This is a genomic window from Nocardioides litoris (assembly GCF_006346315.1).
GTDB classification, from domain to species: domain Bacteria; phylum Actinomycetota; class Actinomycetes; order Propionibacteriales; family Nocardioidaceae; genus Nocardioides; species Nocardioides litoris.
Window position 1 is genome coordinate 287,333 of the sequence record NZ_VDMR01000008.1, and the last position, 25,181, is coordinate 312,513.

The 25,181-nt window shown below is 76.0% G+C and carries 25 protein-coding genes and 1 pseudogene; 17 read left to right on the forward strand and 9 right to left on the reverse strand.

The window, feature by feature from the left end:
- Positions 1-1,197, forward strand: a complete 1,197-nt coding sequence (gene larC, locus FJQ57_RS19255; RefSeq protein ID WP_246081909.1) for a nickel pincer cofactor biosynthesis protein LarC — start codon at positions 1-3, stop codon at positions 1,195-1,197.
- Positions 1,198-1,855: 658 nt separating this feature from the next.
- A pseudogene (locus FJQ57_RS23820) lies at positions 1,856-2,080 on the forward strand (GNAT family N-acetyltransferase); the annotation flags it as partial.
- A 70-nt stretch (positions 2,081-2,150) separates the two neighbouring features.
- On the opposite strand, the gene FJQ57_RS19265 reads toward FJQ57_RS23820, so the two are convergent.
- Positions 2,151-2,948, reverse strand: a complete 798-nt coding sequence (locus FJQ57_RS19265) for an Fpg/Nei family DNA glycosylase (protein WP_139983440.1) — start codon at positions 2,946-2,948, stop codon at positions 2,151-2,153.
- 36 nt (positions 2,949-2,984) lie between these two features.
- Positions 2,985-3,950, reverse strand: a complete 966-nt coding sequence (locus FJQ57_RS19270) for a phosphotransferase enzyme family protein (RefSeq protein ID WP_211349146.1) — start codon at positions 3,948-3,950, stop codon at positions 2,985-2,987.
- A gap of 164 nt (positions 3,951-4,114) precedes the next feature.
- Here FJQ57_RS19270 and FJQ57_RS19275 point away from each other — a divergent pair, with 164 nt between their 5' ends.
- A complete protein-coding gene (locus FJQ57_RS19275) occupies positions 4,115-4,660 on the forward strand; it encodes a GrpB family protein (protein WP_139983442.1) in 546 nt (181 codons plus the stop codon).
- Between the two features lie 103 nt (positions 4,661-4,763).
- Positions 4,764-5,135 (forward strand): hypothetical protein, encoded by a 372-nt coding sequence (locus tag FJQ57_RS19280; protein ID WP_139983444.1) that lies wholly within the window; start codon positions 4,764-4,766, stop codon positions 5,133-5,135.
- A gap of 235 nt (positions 5,136-5,370) precedes the next feature.
- Here the strand turns inward: FJQ57_RS19280 and FJQ57_RS19285 are convergent, their stop codons facing one another.
- Positions 5,371-5,925 (reverse strand): DinB family protein, encoded by a 555-nt coding sequence (locus FJQ57_RS19285; protein WP_139983446.1) that lies wholly within the window; start codon positions 5,923-5,925, stop codon positions 5,371-5,373.
- Between the two features lie 79 nt (positions 5,926-6,004).
- On the opposite strand from FJQ57_RS19285, the gene FJQ57_RS19290 reads away from it, so the two are divergent.
- Both FJQ57_RS19290 and FJQ57_RS19295 read left to right on the forward strand, forming a co-directional pair.
- Positions 6,005-7,105: a hypothetical protein gene (locus FJQ57_RS19290; RefSeq protein ID WP_139983447.1), complete on the forward strand. Its 1,101-nt coding sequence runs from the start codon at positions 6,005-6,007 to the stop codon at positions 7,103-7,105.
- Positions 7,106-7,127: 22 nt separating this feature from the next.
- Positions 7,128-7,814, forward strand: coding sequence for a DUF2834 domain-containing protein (locus FJQ57_RS19295; protein WP_139983449.1), 687 nt, complete (start codon positions 7,128-7,130; stop codon positions 7,812-7,814).
- A gap of 40 nt (positions 7,815-7,854) precedes the next feature.
- Here the strand turns inward: FJQ57_RS19295 and FJQ57_RS19300 are convergent, their stop codons facing one another.
- Positions 7,855-9,396, reverse strand: a complete 1,542-nt coding sequence (locus FJQ57_RS19300) for an MFS transporter (protein ID WP_139983451.1) — start codon at positions 9,394-9,396, stop codon at positions 7,855-7,857.
- Positions 9,397-9,464: 68 nt separating this feature from the next.
- Between FJQ57_RS19300 and FJQ57_RS19305 the strand changes: the two genes are divergently transcribed.
- Positions 9,465-10,076 carry a TetR/AcrR family transcriptional regulator gene (locus FJQ57_RS19305; RefSeq protein WP_170219513.1) on the forward strand — a complete coding sequence of 204 codons (612 nt, stop codon included), beginning with the start codon at positions 9,465-9,467 and terminating at the stop codon, positions 10,074-10,076.
- Positions 10,077-10,078: 2 nt separating this feature from the next.
- Here the strand turns inward: FJQ57_RS19305 and FJQ57_RS19310 are convergent, their stop codons facing one another.
- From FJQ57_RS19310 to FJQ57_RS19320, 3 genes are read right to left on the reverse strand one after another with little or no spacing between them, the layout of a single operon-like run.
- Positions 10,079-10,735 (reverse strand): GntR family transcriptional regulator, encoded by a 657-nt coding sequence (locus tag FJQ57_RS19310; RefSeq protein WP_139983455.1) that lies wholly within the window; start codon positions 10,733-10,735, stop codon positions 10,079-10,081.
- Positions 10,716-11,636, reverse strand: a complete 921-nt coding sequence (locus FJQ57_RS19315; RefSeq protein WP_139983457.1) for a DMT family transporter — start codon at positions 11,634-11,636, stop codon at positions 10,716-10,718. The genes FJQ57_RS19310 and FJQ57_RS19315 overlap by 20 nt, the downstream gene beginning before the upstream one ends.
- Before the next feature lie 57 nt (positions 11,637-11,693).
- Positions 11,694-12,887: a glycoside hydrolase 5 family protein gene (locus tag FJQ57_RS19320; protein ID WP_139983459.1), complete on the reverse strand. Its 1,194-nt coding sequence runs from the start codon at positions 12,885-12,887 to the stop codon at positions 11,694-11,696.
- A 299-nt stretch (positions 12,888-13,186) separates the two neighbouring features.
- On the opposite strand from FJQ57_RS19320, the gene FJQ57_RS19325 reads away from it, so the two are divergent.
- The 4 genes from FJQ57_RS19325 (at position 13,187) to FJQ57_RS23685 (ending at position 16,435) form a co-directional block, all read left to right on the forward strand.
- The gene (locus tag FJQ57_RS19325) at positions 13,187-13,630 is read left to right on the forward strand and encodes a MarR family winged helix-turn-helix transcriptional regulator (protein WP_139983461.1); all 444 of its coding nucleotides are present in this window, start codon (positions 13,187-13,189) and stop codon (positions 13,628-13,630) included.
- Entirely contained in the window at positions 13,627-14,283 is a 657-nt protein-coding gene (locus tag FJQ57_RS19330) for a hypothetical protein (RefSeq protein WP_139983463.1), read from the forward strand. Before FJQ57_RS19325 ends, FJQ57_RS19330 begins: the two co-directional genes overlap by 4 nt.
- A 283-nt stretch (positions 14,284-14,566) precedes the next feature.
- The gene (locus FJQ57_RS19335; protein WP_139983465.1) at positions 14,567-15,055 is read left to right on the forward strand and encodes a hypothetical protein; all 489 of its coding nucleotides are present in this window, start codon (positions 14,567-14,569) and stop codon (positions 15,053-15,055) included.
- 15 nt (positions 15,056-15,070) lie between these two features.
- Complete coding sequence (locus FJQ57_RS23685) at positions 15,071-16,435, forward strand: peptidylprolyl isomerase (RefSeq protein WP_281284296.1); 1,365 nt, start codon at positions 15,071-15,073, stop codon at positions 16,433-16,435.
- Here FJQ57_RS23685 and FJQ57_RS19350 read toward each other — a convergent pair.
- Both FJQ57_RS19350 and FJQ57_RS19355 read right to left on the reverse strand, forming a co-directional pair.
- A complete protein-coding gene (locus FJQ57_RS19350; protein WP_139983467.1) occupies positions 16,422-17,345 on the reverse strand; it encodes an SDR family NAD(P)-dependent oxidoreductase in 924 nt (307 codons plus the stop codon). The two genes, FJQ57_RS23685 and FJQ57_RS19350, sit on opposite strands and share 14 nt — an antisense overlap.
- Positions 17,345-17,794: an OsmC family protein gene (locus FJQ57_RS19355; protein WP_139983469.1), complete on the reverse strand. Its 450-nt coding sequence runs from the start codon at positions 17,792-17,794 to the stop codon at positions 17,345-17,347. Before FJQ57_RS19355 ends, FJQ57_RS19350 begins: the two co-directional genes overlap by 1 nt.
- 61 nt (positions 17,795-17,855) lie before the next feature.
- On the opposite strand from FJQ57_RS19355, the gene FJQ57_RS19360 reads away from it, so the two are divergent.
- The 6 genes from FJQ57_RS19360 (at position 17,856) to FJQ57_RS19385 (ending at position 24,932) form a co-directional block, all read left to right on the forward strand.
- Positions 17,856-18,857: an NADP-dependent oxidoreductase gene (locus tag FJQ57_RS19360; RefSeq protein WP_246081910.1), complete on the forward strand. Its 1,002-nt coding sequence runs from the start codon at positions 17,856-17,858 to the stop codon at positions 18,855-18,857.
- 85 nt (positions 18,858-18,942) lie between these two features.
- Positions 18,943-19,773 carry a CAP domain-containing protein gene (locus tag FJQ57_RS19365; RefSeq protein ID WP_139983472.1) on the forward strand — a complete coding sequence of 277 codons (831 nt, stop codon included), beginning with the start codon at positions 18,943-18,945 and terminating at the stop codon, positions 19,771-19,773.
- A complete protein-coding gene (locus FJQ57_RS19370; RefSeq protein WP_139983474.1) occupies positions 19,770-20,696 on the forward strand; it encodes a CAP domain-containing protein in 927 nt (308 codons plus the stop codon). The genes FJQ57_RS19365 and FJQ57_RS19370 overlap by 4 nt, the downstream gene beginning before the upstream one ends.
- A 39-nt stretch (positions 20,697-20,735) precedes the next feature.
- The gene (locus FJQ57_RS19375) at positions 20,736-21,602 is read left to right on the forward strand and encodes a CAP domain-containing protein (protein WP_139983476.1); all 867 of its coding nucleotides are present in this window, start codon (positions 20,736-20,738) and stop codon (positions 21,600-21,602) included.
- A gap of 49 nt (positions 21,603-21,651) precedes the next feature.
- Complete coding sequence (gene pepN / locus FJQ57_RS19380; RefSeq protein ID WP_139983478.1) at positions 21,652-24,135, forward strand: aminopeptidase N; 2,484 nt, start codon at positions 21,652-21,654, stop codon at positions 24,133-24,135.
- Positions 24,132-24,932, forward strand: coding sequence for a formate dehydrogenase accessory sulfurtransferase FdhD (locus tag FJQ57_RS19385; RefSeq protein WP_139983479.1), 801 nt, complete (start codon positions 24,132-24,134; stop codon positions 24,930-24,932). Before pepN ends, FJQ57_RS19385 begins: the two co-directional genes overlap by 4 nt.
- The last annotated feature ends 249 nt before the right edge of the window (positions 24,933-25,181 follow it).

A 25,181-nucleotide genomic window follows, 5' to 3' on the forward strand; every position in this document is an offset into this window, starting at 1 on the left:
GTGCCGGGCCCGCTCGGCTGGCTGGACGCGAGCAGCGGCGTCAGCGGCGACATGCTGCTCGGCGCGTGCGTCGGGGCCGGCGTGCCGCTGGCCGTGCCGCAGGCCGCGATCGACGCACTCGACCTGCCGGAGCGGGTGGTCCTGTCCTCGGCCGAGGTCACGCGGTCGGCGATCAGCGCGACCAAGGTCGACGTGACGACGGGGGAGTCGCACCACCACCGCCGGCTGGCCGACGTGCTCGCGCTGCTGTCGCGGCTGGAGCCGGTGGTGGGGTCGGTGGCGGGGTCGGTGGCGGCCGAGGTGTTCCGGGTGCTGGCCGAGGCCGAGGCGCGGGTGCACCGCGTCGGCGTCGCGGACGTGCACTTCCACGAGGTGGGTGCGCTCGACGCCATCGCCGACGTGGTCGGGGTCGTGGCCTGCGTCCAGCACCTCGGGCTCGACCGCCTGGTCTGCTCCCCGGTCGCCCTCGGTGGCGGGCGGGCGCGCACCGAGCACGGCTCGATCCCGGTCCCGGCGCCCGCGGTGCTCGAGCTGCTGTCGGCGCGCGGCATGCCGTCGTACGGCGGACCGCTGGAGCGCGAGCTCGCGACGCCGACCGGCGTGGCGCTGCTGGCGGTGCTGGTCGACGGGTTCGGGCCGATGCCGGCGATGGTGCCGTCGGTGGTCGGGGTGGGCGCGGGGTCGAGCGACCCGGAGGGCCACGCCAACGTGCTGCGGCTGGTCGTCGGCTCCAGCGTCCCCGGGGAGGGCGCCGAGCCCGCTTTGGTGCTCGAGGCCAACGTCGACGACCTCGACCCACGGTTGTGGCCCGGCGTGCTGGCCGCCCTGATGGCGGCCGGTGCCGACGACGCCTGGCTGGTGCCGATCCAGATGAAGAAGGGCCGCCCGGCCCACACGGTCTCGGTGCTCTGCGCGCCCGCCCGCGTCGACGACCTGGTGCGGGTGCTGGTCACCCACACCAGCACCATCGGCCTGCGCCGCCGTCCGGTCGACAAGCTGCCGCTGCCGCGCGAGGACGCCCTCGTCTCGGTCGACGGGCAGCGCATCCGGGTCAAGGTCGCCCGGCTCGACGGCCGGGTCGTCAACGTCAACCCCGAGCACGACGACGTCGTCGCGGCAGCGGCGGCGCTCGGTCGGCCCGAGAAGGTGGTCCTCGCCGCGGCGCTCCACGCAGCCCACGGGCTCTGGGGCGGCTGACCTCCGCCGCACGCAAACGCGTGGCGGCCGGCGAGCGGACCGACGACGATCGGCTGGGTGAGCTCGTTGACCCGCACGACCGCCAGCGGCGCCGAGGCGCTCGACCTGACGACCCGGCTCCTGCACCGGGTCCGGCTCGCCGACCCGCACGTCGGGTCGTGGGAGGCCGCCGACCCGCAGTGGTGGTCGCGGCGGCCCCGGCCCTCCGACGACGTCGAGCGGCCGTTCTGGGCCGACGACGAGGGCCCGGTCGCCGGGCTCGTGCTGACCGCGTTCCGCGAGAGGACCTGGCAGCTCGACGTCGTCGTGGCGCCCGTGCCCGGCGCGCCCACCGTCGCCGAGGTGTGGGAGGCCGCGCGCACCCTGGGCGCCGGGCTGTCGGCGCACGGTGTCGAGACGGTGAGCGTGCCCGTGCACGACGACGCGCCCGAGCTCCGCGACCTCGTCGAGGACCTCGGCTGGACCGTCGGCGAGACCTCGTGGGACTCCTGGCTCGACACCGCCACGTGGTCGGGCCCGAGCCGGTCCGTGGCCGAGGGCTACCGCGTGGTCGACCGGACGCAGCGACCCGACGACCCGCACCCGATGGTCGGCCGCAACGGGCCGGCCGTGGGCGCGCGCCCTCGACGCGTGCTCGCTCTACGACCGTTCCCTCGACCTGCGCGTCGAGACCGCCGCGGGCGAGGTCGCGGGCTACGTGCTGTGCTGGGCCGACCCGGTGACCCGGGTCGGCCTGGTCGAGCCGGTGCGGGTCGAGGACGCACACCAGCGGCGCGGCCTCGCCTCGGCCGTGGTGGCCGAGGGCGTGGCCCGGCTGGCCGCAGCGGGGATGGCGCGGGTCAAGATCGGGTTCGGCACCGAGGCGGCGCGGGTGGTCTACGAGGGCGTCGGGTTCGTGCCGGGCCGCGCGCTGCCGGAGTACAGGGGCCACGCCGTCCGACCTGGCTTGAGGGTCAGGTCTCCGGCTGGCAGACCGGGCACCAGTAGACGGTGCGCGCGGCGAGCTCGGCGCTCTCGACCGGCGTCCCGCAGCGTCGGCACGGCCGGCCGGTGCGGTGGTAGACGTACGACGCGTCGACCCGGCGCACCCGTCCGCCGGGTCGCTCGCGGTCCTCGGGCTCGGTGGTGACGATGCGACCGGTGCGCACGCCGGACTCCATCAGCACCACGAGGTCGTCCCAGAGCACGGTCCAGGTGGCCTCGTCGACCTCGCGGCCGGGCGTCCAGGGGTGCAGGCCGTGCCGGAAGAGGATCTCGGCGCGGTAGACGTTGCCGATGCCGGCCACGACCGCCTGGTTCATCAGCAGCGTGCCGATGGGGGAGCGGGAGCGGCCGATCCGCTGCGCGGCCGCCGACGCGGGGGTGCCGGGACGCAGCGGGTCGGGTCCGAGCCGGGCCAGCAGGGCGTCGCGCTCGGGGTCGGCGAGCAGCTCGCACGCGGTCGGGCCGCGCAGGTCGATCCAGTGGTCCTCGGTGGTCATCCGCAGCCGCAGCGCGCCCTTCGGCTCCGGGGGCTCGCCGGCGCCGTCGCGGTAGCGTCCGAACAGGCCCAGGTGGACGTGCAGCCAGCCGTCGTCGAACCGGTGGAACAGGTGCTTGCCCCACGCGTCGGTGCCGAGCACGGTGCGGCCGTCGAGCTGCGCGGCCCCCTCGGCGAACCGTCCCTGCGGGCTCGAGGTGTGCACCACCTTGCCCTTCAGCATCCGGCGGTGGCGGCGGGCCAGGCGGTGGATGGTGTGTCCTTCGGGCACGGTCCCCAGCATCGTCGGCGGCGACGCCGCCCCGGCTCACCCGTCGCGCAGGAGCTCCTCGACGGCCGCGCCCCAGCCGGTCGGGTCGTCGCCGGCCGGCACCATGGCCAGGGCCTGCCACAGCTCCAGCGCCGGCCACCACCCGCGCTCGACCTCGCTGCGCGCACGCCCGCCGTCGTACGCCGCGACGTAGCCCGCCCGGACCGGGGCCGGCACCGGCCCCCACCCGCGGAACCGGGTGCCCAGCAGCACCGCCGACCGGGCCAGCTCGACCACGGCGTGGTCGTGGCGGGCTTCCTCCAGGTCGAGCACCGCGACGACGCGGCCGCCGCGCACGAGCAGGTTGGCGGCCCGCACGTCACCGTGCACGACCTGCCGCTCCGGTTCGTCGGTGGGCGCCTTGGCGAGACGGTGGCGCAGCGCGTCGAGGTGGCGAGGGAGGAGGTGGGGCGGGGCGTGGGCCAGCCAGGCGGTGAGGCGCTCGCGCAGGGTCCGGGTCTCGTGCGGGCCCGGCACCCCGCCGTCGTACGCCGCCAGCGCGGTGTGCAGGCGCGCGACGGTGCGACCGGCCTCGACGACCTGCCGCGCGTCGGTCACGTCGAGCAGGTCGCCCTCGACCTCGCGCTGCAGCCCGACCAGGGCGCCATCGACCTCGACGAGCAGCTGTCCGTCGTCGGCCAGGAGGGGCGCCGAGACCGGTAGCCCGCGGCGGTCGAGCCAGGCCGTCAGGTCGGCCACCGTCCGCAGGCGCGGCGTGCGGGCCGGGGCGACGCACCACTTCGCCACCAGCGTTCCGCGGTCGCGCGTGGACACCCAGGCCAGTGCGTTGGCGTCGCTCAGCACCAGTCGTGAGCAGTGGACGACCTCGACCTGCCAGTGGGTGCGCAGCACGTCGCGCAACCAGGTGACGACCGACGCGCCGTCGACGTGCCCGAAGCGGTCCCGCAGCACCTCGTGCGGGTCCGCGGCGGCCCACAGCATCTCGGGGACGGGGCTGGGCACGCGCCCTTGCTACCACCTCCGTCCGCCGCAGGGTTGCGCTGGCGCCGAGCGGAGGCACCGGGGGACAGGACCGACGAGCACAGGCCGACGAGCCCAGGCCCGACGAGCCCAGGCCCGACGAGCCCAGGCCCGACGAGGACGGGCCGCGCCGCTAGCGTGCGCGGGTGGACGACGTCACGGACACCGAGCTCGTCGGGGGAGTCGAGAAGCGCGCGCTGGTCGTGGTCGACCACGACCCGGGCTGGGCGACGGCGTACGCCGAGCACGAGGCCCGGATCCGGACAGCACTGGGGGAGACCGGGGTCCAGGTCGAGCACATCGGGTCGACGTCCGTGCCGGGCCTGGCCGCCAAGCCGATCATCGACGTGCTCGTCACGGTCCCAGACATCACGGCCGAGGCCGACTACCTCGACCCGCTCCTGGCGGCCGGCTACCTGCTGCGCGTGCGTGAACCCGGCCACCGGCTCGTCCGCACGCCGGACCTCGACGTCCACGTGCACGTGCTCGAGGTCGGTGCCCCGGCCGCCGCGGACTACCTGCTGCTGCGCGACCGGCTGCGCAGCGACGAGGCGGACCGTCGGCTCTACGAGTCGGTCAAGCGCGACCTGGTGGCCCAGGACTGGGCGGACATGAACGCCTACTCCGACGCCAAGACCGAGGTCATCGAGGCCATCAAGGGCCGAGCGCGGGCGTCGAGGCGGGACTTCTGACATCCGCCCGGCGGATGGGGGTTTCGCCGGGCGCGCCGCGGGAACGACGGCCCCGACCGCCGACATCCCGGCGGCACCCCCACGACTCCCGAGGAGCCCTGTCATGTCCCTGCGCCGCGCTGCTGCCGCCGCCGTCCTGACCACCGCCGTCGCCACGTCCGGCCTGGTCGCCCCGATCGGCAGCGCCACCGCCGCCTCCGCCCCGCAGGTCTCCGAGCGCGCCGGCCAGGGCTGCGTCACCAAGGCCGAGTACCGCAAGATCAAGAAGGGCATGACCGTCGCCAAGGTCAAGCGCATCACCGGCACCAAGGGCAAGCAGGTCTCCTCGAGCCCGCTGCCCGGCGGCCAGGTGGTCGTCGGCCGCGCCTACAAGGCCTGCACGTCCAAGCGCGGTGGCGTCGGCATCGCCTTCGTCGGCCAGGCCGGCAAGCCCGGCACGCTCAAGGTCGGTTCCAAGTCCGCCGTCTGGCGCTGACGCCCGAGCTCAAGGGGCCCACGACAGCCGTACGCCGGTGCCAGCTGCTGGCATCGGCGCACGGCTGTCCCGGCTCCGCCCGGGTGCCGGACGACCACGCGACGCGGCGATGCTTCGCGACGTGGGTCGTCGGCGCCCCTGGGTCGGCCTGGTCGGGCGGTCGGCTGGGCGCTCCCAGGCCTGTTCCTGGCTCGTCCAGATATCGCCGATAAGTGACATTATGTCAGGTCACAGGTCAGGCAGAGGCGTGGGGTGGGGCGTCCTCCCCGGTCAGCCCGTCGATCGACTCGCGCAGCAGGTCGGCGTGGCCGGTGTGTCGTGCGTACTCCTCGATCATGTCGACCAGCACCCGGCGCAGGCTGAACGGCTCGTGCCCGTCGGGCTGCGCGACCCGGTGGTCGAGGTCGTGCTCGCGCAGCACCGTCTCGACGGCGCGCTCCGAACGCTCGACCGCCGCCAGCCACAGCGCCCGCAGCTCCTCGGGCGTGTCGTGGACGGCCGAGTTCCACTCCCAGTCGGCTTCCGCGGCCATCGGCGCCCAGACGCCCGGGTAGTCCTCGCCCAGCAGCTGGTGGGTGAAGTAGTGGTCCTCGACCAGGGCGAGGTGCTTGACCAGGCCGGCCAGGGTCAGCGTCGACGGAGCCAGGGTGCGGCCCAACTGCTCCGCCGTCAGGCCGCCGGTCTTCCAGGCGAAGGTCCGCCGGTTGCGGTGCAGCGCCCCGAGCAGTGCCTCCGCCTCGCCCGGCGCCGGGGGCATCGGGCGCGGTGCCATCGCGGGTTCGAGCGACATGACCCGACCGTAGTCCTGCGCGCCGTGGACCGGGGTCCGGTGGGCCTCGCGGTGGTCGGACCGGCGCTACGATCCGCGCGTGTCGCGACTCCTCGAAGCGCTCCCCCCGCACCCCGTCGACGTCCCGGACGAGCTGGCCGCGGCCTGGGACTGGATGGAGTCCCAGGGCTTCGGCGGCGGCGAGCCCGACCAGCCGTTCCTCACGGCGTACGCCGGTCGCCGGGTCCTCGGGCCGGTGTTCCGCGGCGGCTTCGACGGCTGGCTCGAGGCCTGGTTCGGGGTGGGCACCGAGGCCGGGAGCCGGCTCCGACCCATCGGTGAGGCGGGTGGCGACGGGTCGGTGCTCGCCCTGTGGCGCCCCGACGTCGCGGAGGGCGACGACGGCGACGACGGCGACCGCGACGGGGTCCGCGCGGTCGTGCTGGGTTCCGAGGGCGACGCCTACGAGGTCGCCCGCACGCCGCTCGACCTGCTCGCGCTGGTCGCCGTCGGGTACGTCGAGCTCGTCGACGTCGAGCTCGGGGCGCCGCCCGCGGAGCCCGACGCCGTCGAGGCCGTGGCCGGGTTCCGGTCCTGGGTCACCGCGACGTACGGCGTCGCGGTGCCCACGGAGTGGCCGCCCGCCGAGCACGGCGCGTTCACGACGTGGGTACGCCGGCAGCTGGGTGAGGACGTGCCCGACTCCCCCGACCACGGGCCGGACGACGGTGCCCACGACGGTGCCCACGACGGTGCCCACGACGGTGCCGACGACGCTGCCGACCACGGGCGCACCTGGCCGCCCGAGGTCGCCGGTGACCTGGTCGTGCTGCTCGACGCGCTCGGCACGTCGGACGGGTCGCCGCAGGTCGCCGCCCTCGCCGAGCTGCTCGACGTGCCCCTGGGCGCGGGCGGCCTGCGCCGGGCCGGCCGCAGGCTGCGCTCGCGCGGGGTCCAGGCCGCCTTCGACAGCGGCACGCTCGCCACCCTGTGGGTCCGGGGGCTCACCATCGGCCGGCTCCTCGACCTGCTCCCCGACGACGCCCGGGTCGACGACGTCGTCTCCCACCTCGGTGAGCCGGCCGAACGGTCCGACGAGCACGGGTGGGCCCGCTGGGTCGTCGGCGGCCGGCACCTGCACCTCACCGTCGAGCCCGACGGCGAGGTCAGCATGGTCTGCCTGATGACCGACCTCCCCTGACCCGCCCGTCTACGGTCGCGGCATGGATGCCTCTCGGTCCTCGCAGGTCCGCCAGGCGGCGTACGCCGTGCTGGCGGTGCTCGGCGCCGCCCTCACCGTGCCCAACAACCTCATGCACCGGGGCAGCGCCCTGGGCTTCGTCGAGGACGCCACGAGCACGCCGGCCGGCCGGTCGCTGACCTTCGACCTCGCGGTGCTGGCCGCGGCGTGCGTGGTCCTGGTGGTCACCGAGGGGCGCCGCCTCGGCATCCGCCGCTGGTGGGTCTACCTGGTGCTGTGCGGCGTCGTGGCCGCGGCCTTCGCGATCCCGCTCTTCCTGCTGGTGCGCGAGCGCGCGCTCGAACGGCGGCGAGCCGGTCGTCCCCGTGCGGCAGCCCCCGTCTTCTCCACCTCCGACGTCGGCGCGTGGGTCGAGCACTACGCCGCCCTGGGGTTCGAGGTCTCCCGCCACGACGACGGCGACGACTACGCCTTCGCCCGACTCGGCCCGGTCGAGCTGCACGTCTCGCACCGCGACGACCACGACCCGGCGACGACCGCCGGGTGCGCCTACCTGCACGTCGACGACGCCGACGCCCTGCACCGCACGTGGTCGCAGGGCGTCGGAGGCCGCGACGCCGAGCCGGTCGACACCGGCTACGGGCTGCGGGAGGGTGCGCACGTCGACCCCGACGGCAACCTGCTCCGCTACGGCTCTCCCCTGCGCTGACCCCCGGCGGGGACCGGCGCCGGGCCCGGCCGGGGTGGCCTCACCGGCGCCGGGCACCCACCGCGGTGGCCACGGCGCCGAGCACGAGGACGGCCGCCGCCATCCACAGCGCCGTGGCGAACCCGTCGCCGAACGCGTCGGTGGCGGTGCTGAGCAGCCGTGCACCCTCGCGGGGCGGGAGCTCCCCGGCGGCCCCGGCGGCCTGCACGAAGCCCGCCTCGGCCGCGGCCGCGACCGGCCCGGGCAGGCCGGTCAGGCCGTCGAGGCGGGCGCCGTACACGGCGAGGAGGACGGAGGCGGCCACCGCACTGCCGAGGGCTCCCCCGACCTCGCGGGTGACGTCGTTGACCGCGGCGGAGAGGGTCCGCCGGTCCTCGGGCAGGCCCCCGATGATGAGCGAGGTCCCGGGGGTGACGGCCAGCCCGAACCCGAACGAGAGCACCACCACCGTGGCCGCGAACCACCACAGCGAGGTCTCCCCGTCGGCCTGCAGCGCCACCGCGCCCAGGGCGAGACCCATCTGCGCCATGCCCCAGGCGCCGACGGTGCCGGGGCCGAGACGGTCGATGAGGACGGGCGCCAGCAAGGAGGCCGGGGCGACGCCGAGGGCGAAGGGCAGGAACCACGCGGCAGCCCCGAGCGGCCCCTCCCCCTGCACGTACTGCAGCCACTGCGGACCGAGGAAGAAGAAGGCGTAGGCGGAGAAGAACTGCAGGAAGACCAGGACGCTCCCGGTGGCCAGCCACCGCGACCGGAACAGGCGCACGTCGAGCATCGGCGCCTCGGTACGCATCTCGTGCCCCACGAACGCGCCCAGCGCGACCACCCCGACCGCGGCCGCGACCACGACCCGGGGCGAGGTCCAGCCGATCTCGGGGCCCTCGACGACGGCGTACACGATGCCGGCGAGGCCGACGAGCGAGAGGACGGCACCTGCGGGGTCGAGGCGCAGGTCGGGGTTGCGCGAGGGCGGCACGACCCGGAGGCAGACCAGGGCCAGCACGGCCGCGGCGGCGCCGGTGGTCAGCTGCACGCTCCCCCACCAGAACGACTCGAGCAGCAGACCGGCGACGACCAGGCCGACCATCGCCCCCGCGCCGGACACGGCGGCCCACACCGACACGGCGCGGTCGCGTCGGTCCTCGGGGAACGCCTCGACCAGGACCGAGAGCGTCGCCGGCATGACGGCGGCGGCGCCGAGGCCGGCGACGCCGCGCAGGGCGATGACCGCGACCGGGTCGTCGAGCAGTCCGGAGACGGCGGTGGCGGCGGCGAAGAGCCCGAGGCCGCCGACGAGGAAGCCGCGGCGGCCGAGCTTGTCGGCCGCGATGCCGATCGGCAGCAGGAGCGCCGCGAAGACCAGGGCGTAGGCGTTGACGACCCATGTGGCCTGGCTCTGCGTCGCGCCCGTGTCGGCCGCGACGTCGGGCAGGGCCAGGGCCAGCGAGGACGTCGCTGCGATGACCAGGCCGAGGGCGCTGCACATCGTGGCGAGCAGGAGGCCGAGGCGGGGGTGATGGCCGTCCTGGGCCGTCGCGTCCCCGCCGGCGGGCGGGTGGGAGGTGCGGGATGTCGAAACCATGATGCACAGCGTGCGGGATGTGCACGCAGTGCAGAACCTACGGAAGGGTGGTCCCTAGGATGAGCGGCGTGCCCGCCCCCCTGACCGACCGTCGCCGCGAGCAGCTGCGCCGCGAGGTCGCCGAGGCCGCGCTGCGCCTGGCCGCCGAGCACCCCTGGACCACCGTGACCGTCGCCCAGGTCGCCGCCGAGGCGGGCATCTCGCGTCGCGCCTTCTTCACCCACTTCCCCAGCAAGGACGACGCCCTGCTCGTGGGCGCCTCCGACGACCTCCGGGTCCTCGAGCGGGCCCTGGCCGGGCGCACCGAGGGCCAGACGTTCGTCGACGTCCTGGCGGCGTCCGCCGACGGCTGGGTCGACGAGATGGGCGACCTCAGCGCGACCCGACGCGTCCGCTGGGAGGTCGAGCGCACGGTCCCGGAGGTCGCCGGCAAGGTGTCGACGACCCGCGCCGCGGCGCTCAGCGCGATCGCCCGACCGCACGTGGCCCGCGACCTCGGCGTCACGCCCGACCACCCGGTCGCCCGCATGGTCGCCGACGCCTTCGCGGGCATCGGCCACGCCCTCGACCGGCTCTGCGCCGCCGAGCCCGACCAGGCCCGCCTCCACGTCCAGCGCTCCCTGCCGCTGCTGCAGGCGCTGGTCGACGCCGCCGCCGTCGAGCTGGGTGCCCGGGCCTGACGTCAGCCCGCCCCGGCCCGCGCGTCGAGGATGAGCCGGGTCGAGTGCGCCAGGTGCCGGCGTACGGCGTCGGGGCCGTCGCGCTGCACCGCGGCGAGGTAGGAGCGGTGCTCCCGCACCAGCCCGGCCACCGTGTACGCCGGCCGGACCTGCACGAGGACGAGGAGCAGCTCGGCGTCGAGCCGGTCGTGGGCGGCGGTGATCCGCGGGCTGCCGGCGGCCGCGACGAGGGTGCGGTGCACCGACGCATGCGCCCTGGCGACGGCCGGCCAGTCGTCGTCGGGCTCGGCGGCCAGCGCGTCGAGGGCCTCGCGCACCGGCGCCAGCACGGCCCGGGGCCACCGCGGCCCGTGCTGCCCGCCGAGCAGCCGCACGGCCTCCGACTCCAGTGCCCCGCGCAGCTGCTGGAGCGCGACCACGTCGGCGTCGTCGAAGGCCGTGACGCGCACGCCGCGGTAGGGCTCGGAGACCGCGACCCGCTCGTCGACCAGGCGGGCCAGGGCGGCGCGCACGGTGTGCCGGGCGTGGCCGGTGCGGGTCGCGATGTCCTCCTCGCGCAGCGGCGTCCCCGGTCCGAGGCGGCCCGAGAGGACCTCGTCACGGAGCAGGTCGGCGAGCAGGGCGGGCGCGGTGGCCCGCTCAGGCGGCGACGGCGGCACGCGGCCTCCCCCGGCGCAGGGGCACGGTGAGCACCACCAGCGACGACGCGAGGACCGCGAGCCCCAGGGCCACCGCCGGCGACAGGTCCTCGCCGAGCAGGCCGACACCCAGCAGCGTCGCGCACAGCGGCTCGGCCAGGGTGAGGGTCGCGACGGTCGTGGCCGGCAGGCGGGCCAGCCCCCACCCGAACAGCAGGTAGGCCACGGCCACGGTCGCCACCCCGAGCCAGGCCACGAGCAGCAGCCCTCCCGGCCCGGTCAGGTCACCGGCCCCACCGACCACCACGAGGGCGGGCAGCGCGACCGCGGCCGCGACCCCGAACTGCGCCCCCATCACGCCCGCCGGTGTCCACCCGCGGTCGAGCAGCTCCTTGCCGGTCACCGTGTAGACGGCGTACGACGCCCCGGCGGCGACCGCCCAGAGCACCGACGGCCCCGGCCCGGCCCCCGGGGCCCCGAGGCCGGCCACCAGGACCAGCCCGACCAGGGCGAGCCCCGTGGCGCCCCACCACCGGCCCTCGGGTCGCCGACGGCGCAGGACCGCGTCGACCACGCCGGTGACCAGCGGGGCCGACCCGAGGGCCACGACCGTCCCCACCGCGACCCCGCCGGACGTGCCTGCGAAGAACGTCGGCTGGTAGGCCAGCACGCCCGCCGCGCCGCCGGCGACGACGACCGGCGCGGGCAGCGCGGACAGGACGCCGGTCCGCGGCGTGGCCTCGCCCCGCTCCCCCGGCCGCCGCCGCGTCGCGAGCGCGCAGGCCGCGAGCACCGCCCCGCCGAGCAGCACCCGGGCGAGGCCGACGGTGCTCGCGGACGCGTCGAGGTCGGCCAGGGCCCGGGCGGTGCCGGTCGTGCCGAAGAGCAGGGCGGCCAGGAGCACGGCACAGACGGGACGCACCCCAGGATTGTTCCACAATCCCGGGGCGCGCCGTCCCGTCCCGCGTCCCCCGCGGGGTCAGCCGGTGCGGCCTACCTTCCGAGGGAGGTAGCGCAGCCACGGCGGGTTCGAGCGGACCCAGCTCCGCACGGCGTGGTAGACCGGCTTGGGCCGCAGGTCGTTGGTCATCAGGCCGAACCCGGCCTGGTGCACACCCTCGCCCGGGTTGGCCCGGTCGGTGTAGAGGAACGCCCGGCGCACCCACGGGTAGCGCTGGCGCAGCGTCCGCAGCGCGGCCACCGTGAACGACGCCTGCTGGGCCTCGGTCACGCCCTGCTCCCAGCCGGCTTCGCGACCGGTGTTGGCGTGGGAGGACCACCCGAACTCGGTCAACCAGACCGGTCGGCGGTCGCCGTTGCGGACCATCAGCGCCCGCACCGCGCGCAGGTGCTGGAACTCCCAGATCGAGGTGCCGCGGCCCGAGAGCGGCGAGGTGCCCGAGGGCGACTGGTAGGGGTGGGTCGCCATGACGTCGAAGCAGCCCTTGGCGCCGGCGCGGTAGGTGCGGGCGATCCACGGGACGTCGTTGTGCATGGTGCCGCCGTACACGACCCGTGCGGGCGCCGGTCCGGGCAGGGCCTGGGTCGACCGGTAGGCCGCACAGAGCAGGCGGGTGTACGTCGTCGGGTCGGCCCCGACGAGGAAGTCACCGGAGTTGGGCTCGTTCCACGCCTCCCACGCCTGCACCTTGCCGGCCCAGCGGCGTGCGGCCCAGGCGAAGGCCCGACCGTACGTCGCGGGGTCGCGCGGGGCGACCCGCTCCCCCGCGTAGCCGTTGGCCCAGCCCGGCGTGAGCCAGAACGTGCCGAGCACCCGCAGCCCGCGGGCGTGGGCCATCGAGATCACGTGGTCGATGAACTGCGGACCCCAGCCACGGGCGTCGATCGCTCCCGGGTTCGGCTGCAGCATCGCCCACGAGATGTCGATGCGCACCCAGCGCGCACCCATCGCGGCGATCCGGTCGAGCGCGACCGCCCGGTCCCGGTCGCTGTAGCTCGACCACAGCCCGTGGAACTGGACGCCCACGGCCGCGGCCGGCGGCCCGCGGCGCTTGCGGCGCTTCTCGACCAGCGGGACGACCGAGGCCGGCGCCGCCAGGGGGGTGGCCGCGGCGGCGGTGGTGGACGGGACGAAGGTGGCGCGGTCAACCGCGCGGACGGTTTCCGGGGTGCCCGTGGTGGCACACCCCGACAGCAGGGTGGCAAAGGCCAACCCTGCGATCGCTGTGCGTCGCATGGTGGGGGGACTTTCGGGGGGGAGGGGGGAGAAGGAGCCCGAGTGCTCCTCCGACGAGTACGTGCCCATTGCATCGGCAGCAATGCGCCCCGACATGAGCCTGGTCGGTCGTCGTCGGTGACCCGTTCGGGTGGGTCGGGGTGTCGACCGGCCATACCCGCGGTCTGCCCGCATGCCCGATGTCACGAACGGGCACGTCTCTCCCTTCGGGGTGCCGGACCCGCACGCCTTGCGAACAATCGTTACCTGTGTTCATCGTGAGGTAAGGTAACGACATGGCCGACGACACCGTGCTCGACCGGCTGCTGCTGGTGGGAGACCTGCTCCAGCGCGACATGGAGCGCGCCTTCGCCGACACCCCGCTGACGGCGTCCCGCGTCGGCGTGCTCTGGGTGCTCGGGGCGTCGGGGCCCTCGACCCAGCAGGCGGTCGCCGCCGCCCTCGGGGTGAGCGCCCGGCACGTCTCGGGCCTGGTCGACGTGCTCGAGCAGCACGGCTACCTCACCCGCCGGCCGCACCCGACCGACCGGCGGGCCGTGGTCGTCGCGCTGACGCCCGAGGCCGAGCAGGTCGTGGCCGCGATGCAGCGCGAGCACGCCGCGCTGGCTGCCGACCTCCTCGACGCGGTCGACCCGGCCGACCGGGCGGCGTTCGACCGCGGGCTCGCGGCCGTCACGCGTCGGCTCGCGGCCCTCGTCGCCGAGGCGGCCGGCTCGTGAGCGCCGACGTCGCGCTCCCCCGCGGGCCGGGCCGCTGGGCGCGCGTGGGCCGGTTCGCCGCGCGTGCGGTGCGCATCGAGCTCCGGATGTACGGCGCCCTGGCGCGGGCCCTGGCCCGGCGCCCCGACGTGCCGCGGGGTGCGACGGGGTTCCGCTACGACGCACCGGTGCGGCTCCTGCTGTGGGTCTTCGCCGTCCTCTCGGCCGTCGAGGTGGTCGTCATCGACGTCGTCGTCAGCCGGTGGCCCACGGTGCGGGTCCCCCTGCTCGTGCTCGGCCTCTGGGGCGTGGTCTGGTGCATCGGACTGCTCTGCGCCAACGCGGTGAGGCCGCACACGGTCGGACCCCGGGGACTGCGGGTGCGCGACGGGCTCGACCTCGAGCTCGACCTGCCGTGGGAGCTCGTGCACTCGGTGTCCCACCGCCCCCGCACCCACGAGCCCGACACCCCGAAGGTCGCCGACCGCGACGGGCTGGTCACGCTCGCCCTCCCGGTCTCCCACCAGACCAACGTCACGGTGGTCCTGGAGGGCCCCGCCGAGGTCCGGCTGCCGGGCTCGGCCCCCCGGGGCGGGGCGCAGGTCCTCGAGGCCGTGCGGCTGTGGGCCGACGACCCGCGAGGGGTGCTCGACGAGGTCCGCCGCCACCTGTGACGACGTCGGGTGGACGGTGGACGGGAGGTGGACGGCCGGTGCACGGCAGGCGCTCGGAGGGCGTCCTGTGAACATTCCGTGAGGGCCTGGGGTCGCCTTGACCCATGGGTAGGTTCCCGGCACAGTGGGACGGGCCGCAGGGTCTCCCCATGTGATCCTGACCGGCGGGCCAACGCCCCGTATCCCTCCTCGCGAGGCATGCGGGGCGATCGTCGTCCAGGGCCGACCGCTCATTCGTTCGAGGGGTGGGCGAGCCCCCGACGGGCCTGCCAGCGTGGACGCCATGACCAGCTCCACCGACCACCAGACGACGAGCACCGGCGAGGACCCCGCCGACGGCCGCGACGAGGCGCACCGTCGCCCCGCGGGTGTCGACGACGCGACCGTGGAGGCGCTCGGCAAGCTCTCGGCCGCGCTCGACCACGTCGAGGAGGCCCGCGGGCTGATGTACGCCTTCCACCGCCGGATGGGCGCCGTCGACCGGGTGCTCGGCGAGGCGACTGAGAAGCTGCGCGAGGCCGGCCTCGAGGAGTGGGTCCAGGAGATGGAGCGCGAGGCCCTGGGCCGCAACCCGCTGCCGGGCATGTGGTCCTTCCAGATGGTCGAGCACTTCGACGACGGCTTCTGGGAGCCGCTCAAGGACATCGAGCGGCGGGCGCTCGCGGTCCTGGTCGGCGGCCGGCGGCACCTCTTCGAGGCGGAGATGAAGGACCTGCGCCGCACGACCGGGCTCCCCGGCCACGAGGCCCTGCCGGAGGACGCCCACGACTGACCTACGATCGCGGCCATGTGGCGTCGGCGTGCAGGACTGTCCGGACGCCGGTCGGGCGCGGGGCTGCTGGCCCTCGCGGTCGCGACCGGCCTGGTGCTCACCGGGTGCGGCGACGAGGGTGGCGAGGAGCCCGGTGACGGGAGCGGCACCGCGGGCCAGGAGCGCACCCACGCGCCGCAGCCGGCCAACCCCGACGGCGCCCCCTGCCAGTACTCCGCCAGTGGCGAGTCCGCCAAGGCCGTCGACCCGCCGGCCGCCACGGCGGCGTACGCCGGCACGGTCCAGGTGACGCTCGAGACGAGCGCCGGTGACCTCGACGCCACGCTCGACGCCTCGAAGGCGCCGTGCACGGTCAACTCGTTCACCTCGCTGGCCAGCCAGGGCTACTACGACGAGACCCCGTGCCACCGGCTCACCACCGAGGGCATCTACGTGCTGCAGTGCGGTGACCCGACCGGCACCGGCTCCGGCGGCCCCGGCTACGCCTACCCCGACGAGCTGAGCGGCGCCGAGACCTACCCCGCCGGGACCCTCGCCATGGCCAACGCCGGACCCGACACCAACGGGTCCCAGTTCTTCGTCGTGTACGCCGAGACCCAGCTGCCGCCGTCCTACACCGTGTTCGGCACGATCGACGAGGCGTCGGTCCAGGTCGTCACCGACATCGCCGACAAGGGCACCGCCGACGGCACCGGCGACGGCGCGCCCGCCGACCCGGTCACCCTCGACTTCGTCGAGGTGGGCGAGGCCGGCGCCGCGGCCCCGGCCGAGCCGGGGGCACCGACCACCACCCCCACGACCACCGCCCCCACCGCGCCCACCGGCACCTGCACCTACACCAGCGACGGCACGGGCGGGTCCGGCAGCGCGCAGGTCCAGGCCCCGCCGGCAGAGCCCACGGTGGAGGGCCAGGTGCGTGGCCGCATCCAGAGCTCGGCCGGTGCCATCCCGTTCGTCCTCGACGCCGCGGCCACGCCGTGCACCGTGGGCTCCTTCGTCTCGCTGGCCCAGCAGGGCTACTTCGACGGGACCAGCTGCCACCGCCTCACCACCCAGGGCATCCAGGTGCTGCAGTGCGGCGACCCCACCGGCACCGGCACGGGCGGGCCCGGCTACCAGTTCCCCGACGAGCTCAGCGGCGACGAGACCTACCCCGCCGGCATCCTCGCCATGGCCAACGCCGGGCCCGACACCAACGGGTCGCAGTTCTTCATCGTCTACGGCGAGACGCCGCTGCCGCCGTCGTACACCGTCTTCGGCAAGGTCGCCCGGGCCGGGCTGCAGGTGGTGGAGCGGGTCGCGAGGGCGGGCACCGTCGACGTCGGCCCCGACGGGCAGCCCAAGACCCCGGTCACGTTCACCAAGGTCACGGTGGGCTGAGACCGAGGTCGAGGCCGAGCCCGGTCATCTCCTCCCACCGCTCCCAGGCCCGGGCGGCGAGCTCGGGGTCGAGCGCCGATGCGCTGCGGCGGGCGCCGACGGGGTGGCCCCGCATCTCGCGCCAGCCGTGGGGGCCGAGGTAGGTGCCGCCCGGCAGGTCGGCGGTGGCCGCGACGACGACGGGTGCCGCGCCCTGGGTCGGTGACATGCCCACCAGGCCGTGGCCCCACGAGCCGACCCAGCTCAGCAGGCCGCCCCGGCTCGCGGTGATCGCGGTGGCCGTGCTGCCCGGGTGGGCTCCGGTCGCGCGCAGGGTCGAGCCGGCCGCGGTGAGCCGACGCTGCAGCTCGGCCAGGAAGAGCAGGTTGGCCAGCTTGGACGCCGCGTAGGCGCCGTACGCCGAGTAGCCGCGGCGCGACCAGTCGAGGTCGTCGAGCCGCAGGTCGCCCGCCCGGTGGCTCACCGAGGACACCACGACGACCCGGTCCGTCAGCCGCGGCAGCAGCCGCAGGGCCAGGGCCACGTGACCGAGGTGGTTGGTCGCCAGGTGCAGCTCGACCCCGTCGGGGCTCAGCCCGAACGGCACGCCGAGCACGCCGGCGTTGCCGACGACGACGTCGACCGGCCCGACGCCGTCGGCGAAGTCGCGCACCGAGGCCAGGTCGGCCACGTCGAGGCGACCGACCTCGACGCGCTCGGCGGCAGCCCGGCCCTCGCTGGCGAGCACGTCGTCGCGCGCGGTGGCGCCCCGCCCCTCGTCGCGGCAGGCCATCATCACGTGCGCGCCGGCGCGCACCAGCGCCCGGGTGGTCTCCAGACCGACGCCGCTGTTGGCCCCGGTGACGACGAACCGGCGGCCGTCCTGGCGCGGCGGGGCCGGCCACGGCCGCACCGGAACGGCCCGGACCATCAGGCGGAGGGGCCGGGCTCGCCGTCGGCGAGCAGGTAGGCGACGTCGGTGCCGAGGCCGACGGTGCGCGAGACGGTGCAGATGCGGTCGTGGGTCTGGGCCAGGAAGCGCGGCAGCATCTCGCGGGCCTTGTCGCCACCCTCGTCGTCGGGGAAGGCGGTGTCGAAGAGCAGCCGCAGGTCCTCCATGCGGCCGCCCGTCTCGTCGCGGACCTTGTGGCCCTCGGCGCGCACCTCGAACCGCTCCGGCTCGGCCCGGCGGCTGCTCAGCTCCTCGACGTTGACCGCGGCGCACCCGGCCAGCGCGGCCAGCAGCAGCTCGACGGGGGTGAAGTCGGTCTCGGAGCCCCCGACCTCGATGCTGCCGCCCGCGGCGTTGGTGATGCGGAACGCGCCGCGGCCGGTGCGGGTGAGGGTGACGGAGCGGAGCGAGTCGGGCGCGTCGGTCATGCCGGTCAGGCTCCCACGGCCCCCTCCCCGCGGGCGACCCGCGGCCTGCCAGGCTGGGTCGGTGACCACCACGACCCGCCAGATCCAGCTCACCGCCCGTCCCCAGGGCCGTCCGCAGCCCTCGGACTTCCGCACCGTCGAGGTCGAGCTGCCCGACCCCGCCGACGGCCAGGTGCTGGTGCGCAACACCGTGCTCTCGGTCGACCCCTACATGCGCGGCCGGATGAACGACGTGAAGTCCTACGTGCCCGCCTACGGCCTCGACGAGCCGCTCGAGGGCGGCGCCGTCGGCGTGGTCGAGCAGTCCACGTCCGAGGACGTCCCCGTCGGTGCCACGGTCCAGCACATGGCCGGGTGGCGCGAGCACGCCGTCCTCGACGCCGGCCAGGTGCGCGTGCTCGACACCGACGCCGCCCCCGCGTCGGCCTACCTCGGCGCCCTCGGCATGCCCGGCCTCACCGCCTGGGTCGGTCTGACCGCGATCGCCCCCGTCACCGACGGCGACAGGGTCTTCGTCTCCGGCGCCGCCGGGGCCGTCGGGTCGCTCGCCGGCCAGATCGCCCGCCGGCTCGGCGCGAGCAAGGTCATCGGCTCGGCGGGGTCGGCGGACAAGACGGCCTGGCTCCGCGAGATCGGGTACGACGTCGCGCTCGACTACACGGCCGCCCCGATCGGGTCCCAGCTGCGCGACCACGGCCCGGTCGACGTGTACTTCGACAACGTCGGCGGCGACCACCTCGAGGCTGCGATCCAGCACTCCGCCGACTTCGCCCGGTTCGCCCTGTGCGGCGGCATCGCGGGCTACGACACCCCGGTCCCCGGGCCGCGCAACATGATGCTGGCCGTCGCCCGCCGCCTGACCCTGCGCGGGTTCATCGTCAGCGACCACGCCGAGCTGGCCGGTGAGTTCTACCGCACGGTCGGGCCGTGGCTCGCCTCCGGCGAGGTCACCTACCGCGAGACCGTCCTCGAGGGCCTCGACCGCACCGTCGAGGGCTTCCTCGGGCTGGGCGAGGGCGCCAACACCGGCAAGATGCTCATCCGACTGGACACCGCCGAGTAGTCACACCGGGTCGACTGGAGCCGCACGCGGCCAGAACCGGCGCCGAGGCCTCGTCCCGGACCCGTCGGCGACGCACCATCGAGCCATGGCCCCGTCCCCCCACCGGGCCGTCCTGCTGGTCACCGTGCTCACCGCCACGCTGCTGGCCCTGGTCGGCCTCCCCCCGTCCCCCGCCCACTCGAGCGTCCGTCCTGCCCCCGTCCGGGGTTGGGCGGCCACCCCGACCGTCGTCGCCCCCGGCTCGGCCCTCACCGTGGCCGTCCGCGTCGCCGGCTCCCCCCGCCGCGTCGAGCTCCAGCGCCGCGCCGGCACCACCTGGCGCACGGTCGCGGCCACCCGGTCCACCCGGGCCGGCCGGGCCGTGCTGCGCTGGTCGACCCCCGCCGCCCCCACCCGGGTCGCGCTGCGCCTGCGCCTGCCCCGCGCCGGGCTGCGGCCCGCGTCGGTGACGGCGCCGCGCACGGTCACGGTGCGCCGCGGCGACCGGGTCGTCCCGGCGCCCGACCCGCTCCTGCAGCAGGTGCTCGACCTGGTCAACCGGGCCCGCGCCCGCGGCGCCACGTGCGGCGGCGTCCGCCACGCCCCCGTCGGCCCGCTGCGCGCCGAACCCCGGCTCTCCGCCGCTGCCCGGGCCCACGCCCTCGACATGGGCACCCACGACTACTTCAGCCACACCTCGCTCGACAGCCGCGACCCCGGCGACCGGATCACCGCGGCCGACTACCGGTGGCGCAGCTACGGCGAGAACATCGCCGCGGGCTACACCGGGGCCGTCGCCGTGGTCGACGGCTGGCTGGCCAGCCCCGGCCACTGCCGCAACCTGATGGGAGCGTTCGACGAGATCGGCCTCGGCCACGCCTACGTCACCGGGTCGACCTACGGCCACTACTGGGTGCAGGTGCTCGCGACCCGATGAGCACCTCGTCCCGCCGCGACGGCCCGCGGGTCGGGCCGGCGGCTGCCCTCGCCGCGCTGGTCACTGCGCTGGTCACCGCGCTGGTCACTGCGCTGGTCACCGCGCTGGTGGTCGTGGCGCTCCCCTCCCCCGCGACGGCCGCCCGGGCCCGGGCGACCACCGTGGTCACCGGGTGGAGCACCGCACCGGCCACGGTCACCGCCGGGTCGTCGTACGTCGCGCGGGTGCAGGTCTCCGGCGGCGGCCGCCTCGTCCTCCTCGAGCGGCGTGCCGGGTCGGCCTGGCGGCCGGTCGACGTCGCGCGGTCCGCCCGCAGCGGGTCGACCACCCTGGTGTGGCCGACCCGGGGCGTGTCCGGGACGGTGGCCCTGCGGGTCCGGGTGCCCGCCACGCCGGGCCGGCGGAGCGCCACCACCCCGCCGCGTGCGGTCGTGGTCCGTCGCCCCGCCCCGACCGCCCCGGCCGCCCCGGCCACCCCGACCACCCCGTCGACCCCGACCACCCCGGTCGACCGCACCGCGCAGGCCGTCCTCGACCTCGTCAACGAGGCCCGCCGGACGGGCGCGACCTGCGGCGGGCGGGCACTGCCGCCCGTGCCGCCGCTCGTGGCCGACGCGCGCCTGGCCGCGGCCGCCGCCGCGCACGCGACCTCGATGGCGACGTACGACTACTTCTCCCACACCGGGCGCGACGGCAGCAGCCCGGGCGACCGGGTCACGGCCGCCGGCTACGCCTGGCGCAGCCACGGCGAGAACATCGCCGCCGGCTACCCCGATGCCGCCGCGGTCGTGCGCGGCTGGCTGACCAGCGAGGGGCACTGCCGCGCCATCATGGGCGCGACCACCCAGACCGGGATCGCCCGGGCCACCGGCCCGGGCCGCTACGGCAGCTACTGGGTGCAGGTCTTCGCAACGCCCCGCTGAGGGTCGACAGAGGCCTGTGGCACGGGTCACCATGACGGGATGCGCCGCTCCCCCCACGCGGCCGTCCTGGCCGCTTGTCTCGTGCTCCCGCTGCTCGGCCCCGTGCCGACCCCCGCCTCCGCCGCGCCCGCCGCTCCTCCCGTCGGTGTGCTCGCCCGGAAGGCCCCCACGACCGTCTCCGGCTGGTCCACCAGCACCGTCGTCGTCCGCCCCGGGCGAGCCGTCTCGTTCCGGGTGCGGGTCGCCGGTCCGCCGCGCCGCGTCCTGCTGCAGCGTCGCCTCGGCACCCGCTGGGTCCGCGCGGACGCTGCCCGGACCACGCGCACCCGGTTCGCGGTGCTGCGCTGGACCCCGCCCGCGCGCGCCGGCAGCCACACCCTGCGGGTGCGCGTGCCCGCGACCCGCACCCGGCGGGCGGCGACCACCCGCCCCCGCACCGTGCGCGTCGTCCCGGCCAGCGCGCCGACCAGCACGCCCGACCCGCACGACGCCACCGAGCGCGAGGTGCTGCGGCTGGTCAACCAGGCCCGCGCCACCCCGCGCACCTGCGGCCCTACGCCGTACGCCGCCGCGCCGCCGCTCTCCCTCGAGCCGCGCCTGGGCCGGGCCGCCGGGCTGCACGCGGCCGACATGGCCCGCCGCGGCTACTTCTCGCACGTCTCGCCCGAGGGCAGCACGCCGCGGCAGCGGATCGAGGCCCAGGGCTACCGGTGGCGCGCCTGGGGCGAGAACATCGCCGCGGCCTACCCCACCCCCGCGCAGGTCGTGCAGGGCTGGCTGCAGAGCCCGGCCCACTGCAGCAACACCATGAGCACGCGGTTCACGCAGCTGGGGGTGGGGCACGTCCACGACCCCGCGTCGGACTCGGTCCACTACTGGGTGCAGAAGTTCGCCGCACCTCTCTAGGTCGAGAGGGCCCTGCGTCGGGCGGCACCGGCCTGTCTAGGGTCGACGCATGCCCGTCGCGTCGTCCCGCAGCCTGCTCCGCACCGAGGCGGTCGCCCGCCGCGAGCTCCTCGACCTGGTCTCCTACGACGTCACCCTCGACCTGACCGACCCGGGCGGGGGCGAGCCCGGCGACGAGGGCACCTTCGGCTCGGTCACCGAGATCAAGTTCGAGAGCCGCGGCGGCCCGACCTTCCTCGACCTCAAGCCGACCCGGGTCGCCTCGGCCAGCCTCAACGGCCGGCCCCTCGACCTCGACACGCTGGCCGAGGGGCGGCTGCCGCTCGACACGGTCGCCGGCACCAACGTGGTCGTGGTCGACGCCGCCATGCCCTACCGCCACGACGGCGAGGGCCTGCACCTGCACGTCGACCCCGCCGACGGTCGGCGCTACGTCTACGGCATGTCCTTCATGGACGCCGCCCCCACGGTCTTCGCCTGCTTCGACCAGCCCGACCTCAAGGCGCCGTACACGTTGCACGTGCGGGCGCCGCACGACTGGACGGTCGTCGGCAACGCCCCGGCCACGAACCCCGAGCCGGGTCAGTGGGAGATCGGGCCGACGCAGCCGCTGTCGACGTACTTCGTCACGGTGGTCGCCGGGCCCTACCACCTCGTCCGTGACGAGCACGACGGCATCCCGCTCGGCCTGAGCTGCCGCCAGAGCCTCGCGCCGCACCTCGACAAGGACGCCGAGGAGCTGCTGACGCTCACCCGGCAGTGCTTCGACGAGTACCACCGCGTCTTCGGCGTGCGCTACCCGTTCGGCGACTACCACCAGGCGTTCGTGCCGGAGTTCAACGCCGGGGCGATGGAGAACCCCGGCTGCGTGACCTTCCGCGACCAGTACGTCTTCGACAGCCGCGTGACCCGCGGCAAGCGGGTGCTGCGGGCCACCACGGTCGCCCACGAGATGGCCCACCAGTGGTTCGGCAACATCGTGACGCCGGCCTGGTGGGACGACCTGTGGCTCAACGAGTCGTTCGCCGAGTACATGGGCAACCGGGTCACGGCCGACGCCACGCAGTACGACGACGCCTGGACGGAGGTGTCCTGGGCGCGTCGCCAGTGGGGCCTGCGCGCCGACCAGGCGCCGAGCACCCACCCCGTGGCCGGCAACGGCGCGGCCGACGCGGTCGCGGCCCTGCAGGACTTCGACGGCATCTCCTACGCCAAGGGGTCGAGCATCCTGCGCCAGCTGGCGACCACCCTCGGCGACGAGGTGTTCCTGGCCGGGGCGCGCGACCACTTCGAGCGGCACCGCTTCGGCAACGCGACCATGCACGACCTGTTCGGCTCCTGGGAGCGCTCCGGCGCGGGCGACCTGTCGGGGGTGGTCGACCAGTGGCTGCGCACCGCCGGGGCCGACACGTTCACCCTCGACCGCTCGCGAGGCTCGCTGCGGCGCACGCCGCCGCCGGTCGACGCGGGTGCGCGGCCGGCCGACCGGGCGCACCGGTTCGACGTCGTCGAGCTGGCCGAGGGGTCCGCGGCCGCGACGGCGGTCGTGGTGACCGGGGCCGAGACGCCGTGCGCCGTGGGCGCGGGCGCCGTGGTCATCGACCCGCGCGAGCAGAGCTGGGGGGTCTACGTCCCCGACGCGGCCACGATGCGCGCGCTCGTCGACGAGCTGCCGCGCACCACCGACCCCCAGCTGCGGGCCGGGGTGTGGAACAACGTCCGCAGCGGGTACTCCGTCGCCGCCGTCGACCCCGCCGACGTCGTCGACCTGCTGGTCGCCGACTTCCCGGCCTACGACACCGAGGACTCCGCGCGCCACACCGTGCCGTGGGTGCTGGCCGACGTGCTGCCGCTGGCGCCCGCGGGGTCGCGGGCCCGGGTGCACGCCGCGGCCGTGGGTGCGATGGACGCGGCCGCGCCGGGGTCCGAGGAGCAGCTGTCGGCCTTCCGGGCCGCGGTGCGCACCGGGGACGACCCCGGCATCGTGCGCGGCTGGCTGTGGCAGCCCCCGGACGGGGTCGAGGTCGACAGCGACGTGCGGTGGCGGCTGCTGCGGCGACTGGCCGCGCTCGGGGCCGCCGACCAGGACGAGCTCGACGCGGCCCTCGCCGACGACCCGACCGCGACCACCCGGGTGGCGCACGCCGAGGCCAGCACGGCCCGGCCCGACCCGGAGGCCAAGGCACTGGCCTGGCGGATGTTCACCGGGGAGGTCGAGGTCAGCAACTACGAGCTCGAGGCGGCCGGCGCCGGCCTGTGGCAGGGCGGGCGGCCCGACCTCGTGGCGCCGTACGTCGAGCGCTACGTCACCGACCTGCCCGCCACCTCCGCGGTCCGGTCGGGGTGGCTGCTGGCGCTGGCCGCCCAGGCGTTCTTCCCCGGCAGCGTGGTCACCGACGACACGCTGGCCCGGGTGCGGACGCTGCTCGACCCCGGGGTGCTCGAGCCGGCCGTGCAACGGCGGGTCACCGACGCCGCCGACGCGCTCGCCCGGCGGCTGGCCGTGCGCGACGCGTTCGGGGCGGACCGGTGAAGGAGCGGCGTCCCGGCCCCTCGGTCCGGGTGCGGGTGACCGAGGGCGACCGCACGCGCGAGGACCGCGTCGTCACCGAGGAGCCGCTCGAGATCCGGCTGCAGTGGCCCGGTGCGCCCGCTCGCCGCGTGTGGGTGACGATGCGCACCCCCGGCCACGACTTCGAGCTCGCCGCCGGGTGGGTGCGGCACGAGGGGCTGGCGCCCCGGGTGCACGGCGTCGCCTACTGCACCGACGAGACCCTGGCGCCCGACCAGGAGTTCAACGTCCTCACCGTGACCCTCGACGGCCCGCCCGCCTCGCTCCCCCACCAGCACGAGGCCCAGTCGGCCGGGTCGTCGGCCTGCGGCGTGTGCGGCCGGGACAGCGTCGACGACGCCCTCGCCACCACGGGCCGGCCCTGGACCGGCGACCTGCCGACCGAGGAGGTCGTCCGCGGCCTGCCCGGGCTACTGCGCGAGCGCCAGAAGGTCTTCGACCGCACCGGCGGCGTCCACGCCGCGGGCCTGGCCACCGCCACCGGCGACCTGCTGGTCGTGCGCGAGGACGTCGGCCGGCACAACGCCGTGGACAAGGTCACCGGCGCCCGGATGCTCGCCGGCGAGCCCGAGGCCGGCGCCGCCCTGGTCGTCAGCGGCCGCGCGGGCTTCGAGCTGGTGCAGAAGGCCGTCGCCGCCGGCACCGGCGCCCTGGTCGCCGTCGGCGCCCCCACCAGCCTCGCCGTCGACCTCGCCCGCCGCGCGGGGCTCGTCCTCTACGGCTTCACCTCCGCCGACCGCGCGGTCCGCTACACCTGACCTCCCCGCCCCGGCGCGCGGCTCCCCGTGGGCCCGGTGGGCCCGGTGGGAGCGTCATGCGTCCCGGTCGTCTCGGCCGCCGGCTCGTAGGACGCTGCCTGGGGTCCAGCGGGACGTCATCCGACCCGGTCGCCCTGACCACCACCTCGTACGACGTCCCGCCCGACCCCGACCCCATTCCCACCAGCGCCGTCCACCCCGGCGCCCGGCGTGGGTCCGCGGTTGTGTCGGCGGTGCGCCCTAGCGTCG

Coding starts and splice junctions, on each gene's coding strand:
- FJQ57_RS19280 (WP_139983444.1), top strand. CDS start 4,764: ATGTCCCTGCGCCGCGCTGCTGCCGCCGCCGTCCTGACCACCGCCGTC.
- FJQ57_RS19285 (WP_139983446.1), bottom strand. CDS start 5,925: ATGTCGCTCGAACCCGCGATGGCACCGCGCCCGATGCCCCCGGCGCCG.
- FJQ57_RS19295 (WP_139983449.1), top strand. CDS start 7,128: ATGGATGCCTCTCGGTCCTCGCAGGTCCGCCAGGCGGCGTACGCCGTG.
- FJQ57_RS19300 (WP_139983451.1), bottom strand. CDS start 9,396: ATGGTTTCGACATCCCGCACCTCCCACCCGCCCGCCGGCGGGGACGCG.
- FJQ57_RS19325 (WP_139983461.1), top strand. CDS start 13,187: ATGGCCGACGACACCGTGCTCGACCGGCTGCTGCTGGTGGGAGACCTG.
- FJQ57_RS19335 (WP_139983465.1), top strand. CDS start 14,567: ATGACCAGCTCCACCGACCACCAGACGACGAGCACCGGCGAGGACCCC.
- FJQ57_RS23685 (WP_281284296.1), top strand. CDS start 15,071: ATGTGGCGTCGGCGTGCAGGACTGTCCGGACGCCGGTCGGGCGCGGGG.
- FJQ57_RS19350 (WP_139983467.1), bottom strand. CDS start 17,345: ATGGTCCGGGCCGTTCCGGTGCGGCCGTGGCCGGCCCCGCCGCGCCAG.
- FJQ57_RS19355 (WP_139983469.1), bottom strand. CDS start 17,794: ATGACCGACGCGCCCGACTCGCTCCGCTCCGTCACCCTCACCCGCACC.
- FJQ57_RS19365 (WP_139983472.1), top strand. CDS start 18,943: ATGGCCCCGTCCCCCCACCGGGCCGTCCTGCTGGTCACCGTGCTCACC.
- FJQ57_RS19370 (WP_139983474.1), top strand. CDS start 19,770: ATGAGCACCTCGTCCCGCCGCGACGGCCCGCGGGTCGGGCCGGCGGCT.
- FJQ57_RS19375 (WP_139983476.1), top strand. CDS start 20,736: ATGCGCCGCTCCCCCCACGCGGCCGTCCTGGCCGCTTGTCTCGTGCTC.
- pepN (WP_139983478.1), top strand. CDS start 21,652: ATGCCCGTCGCGTCGTCCCGCAGCCTGCTCCGCACCGAGGCGGTCGCC.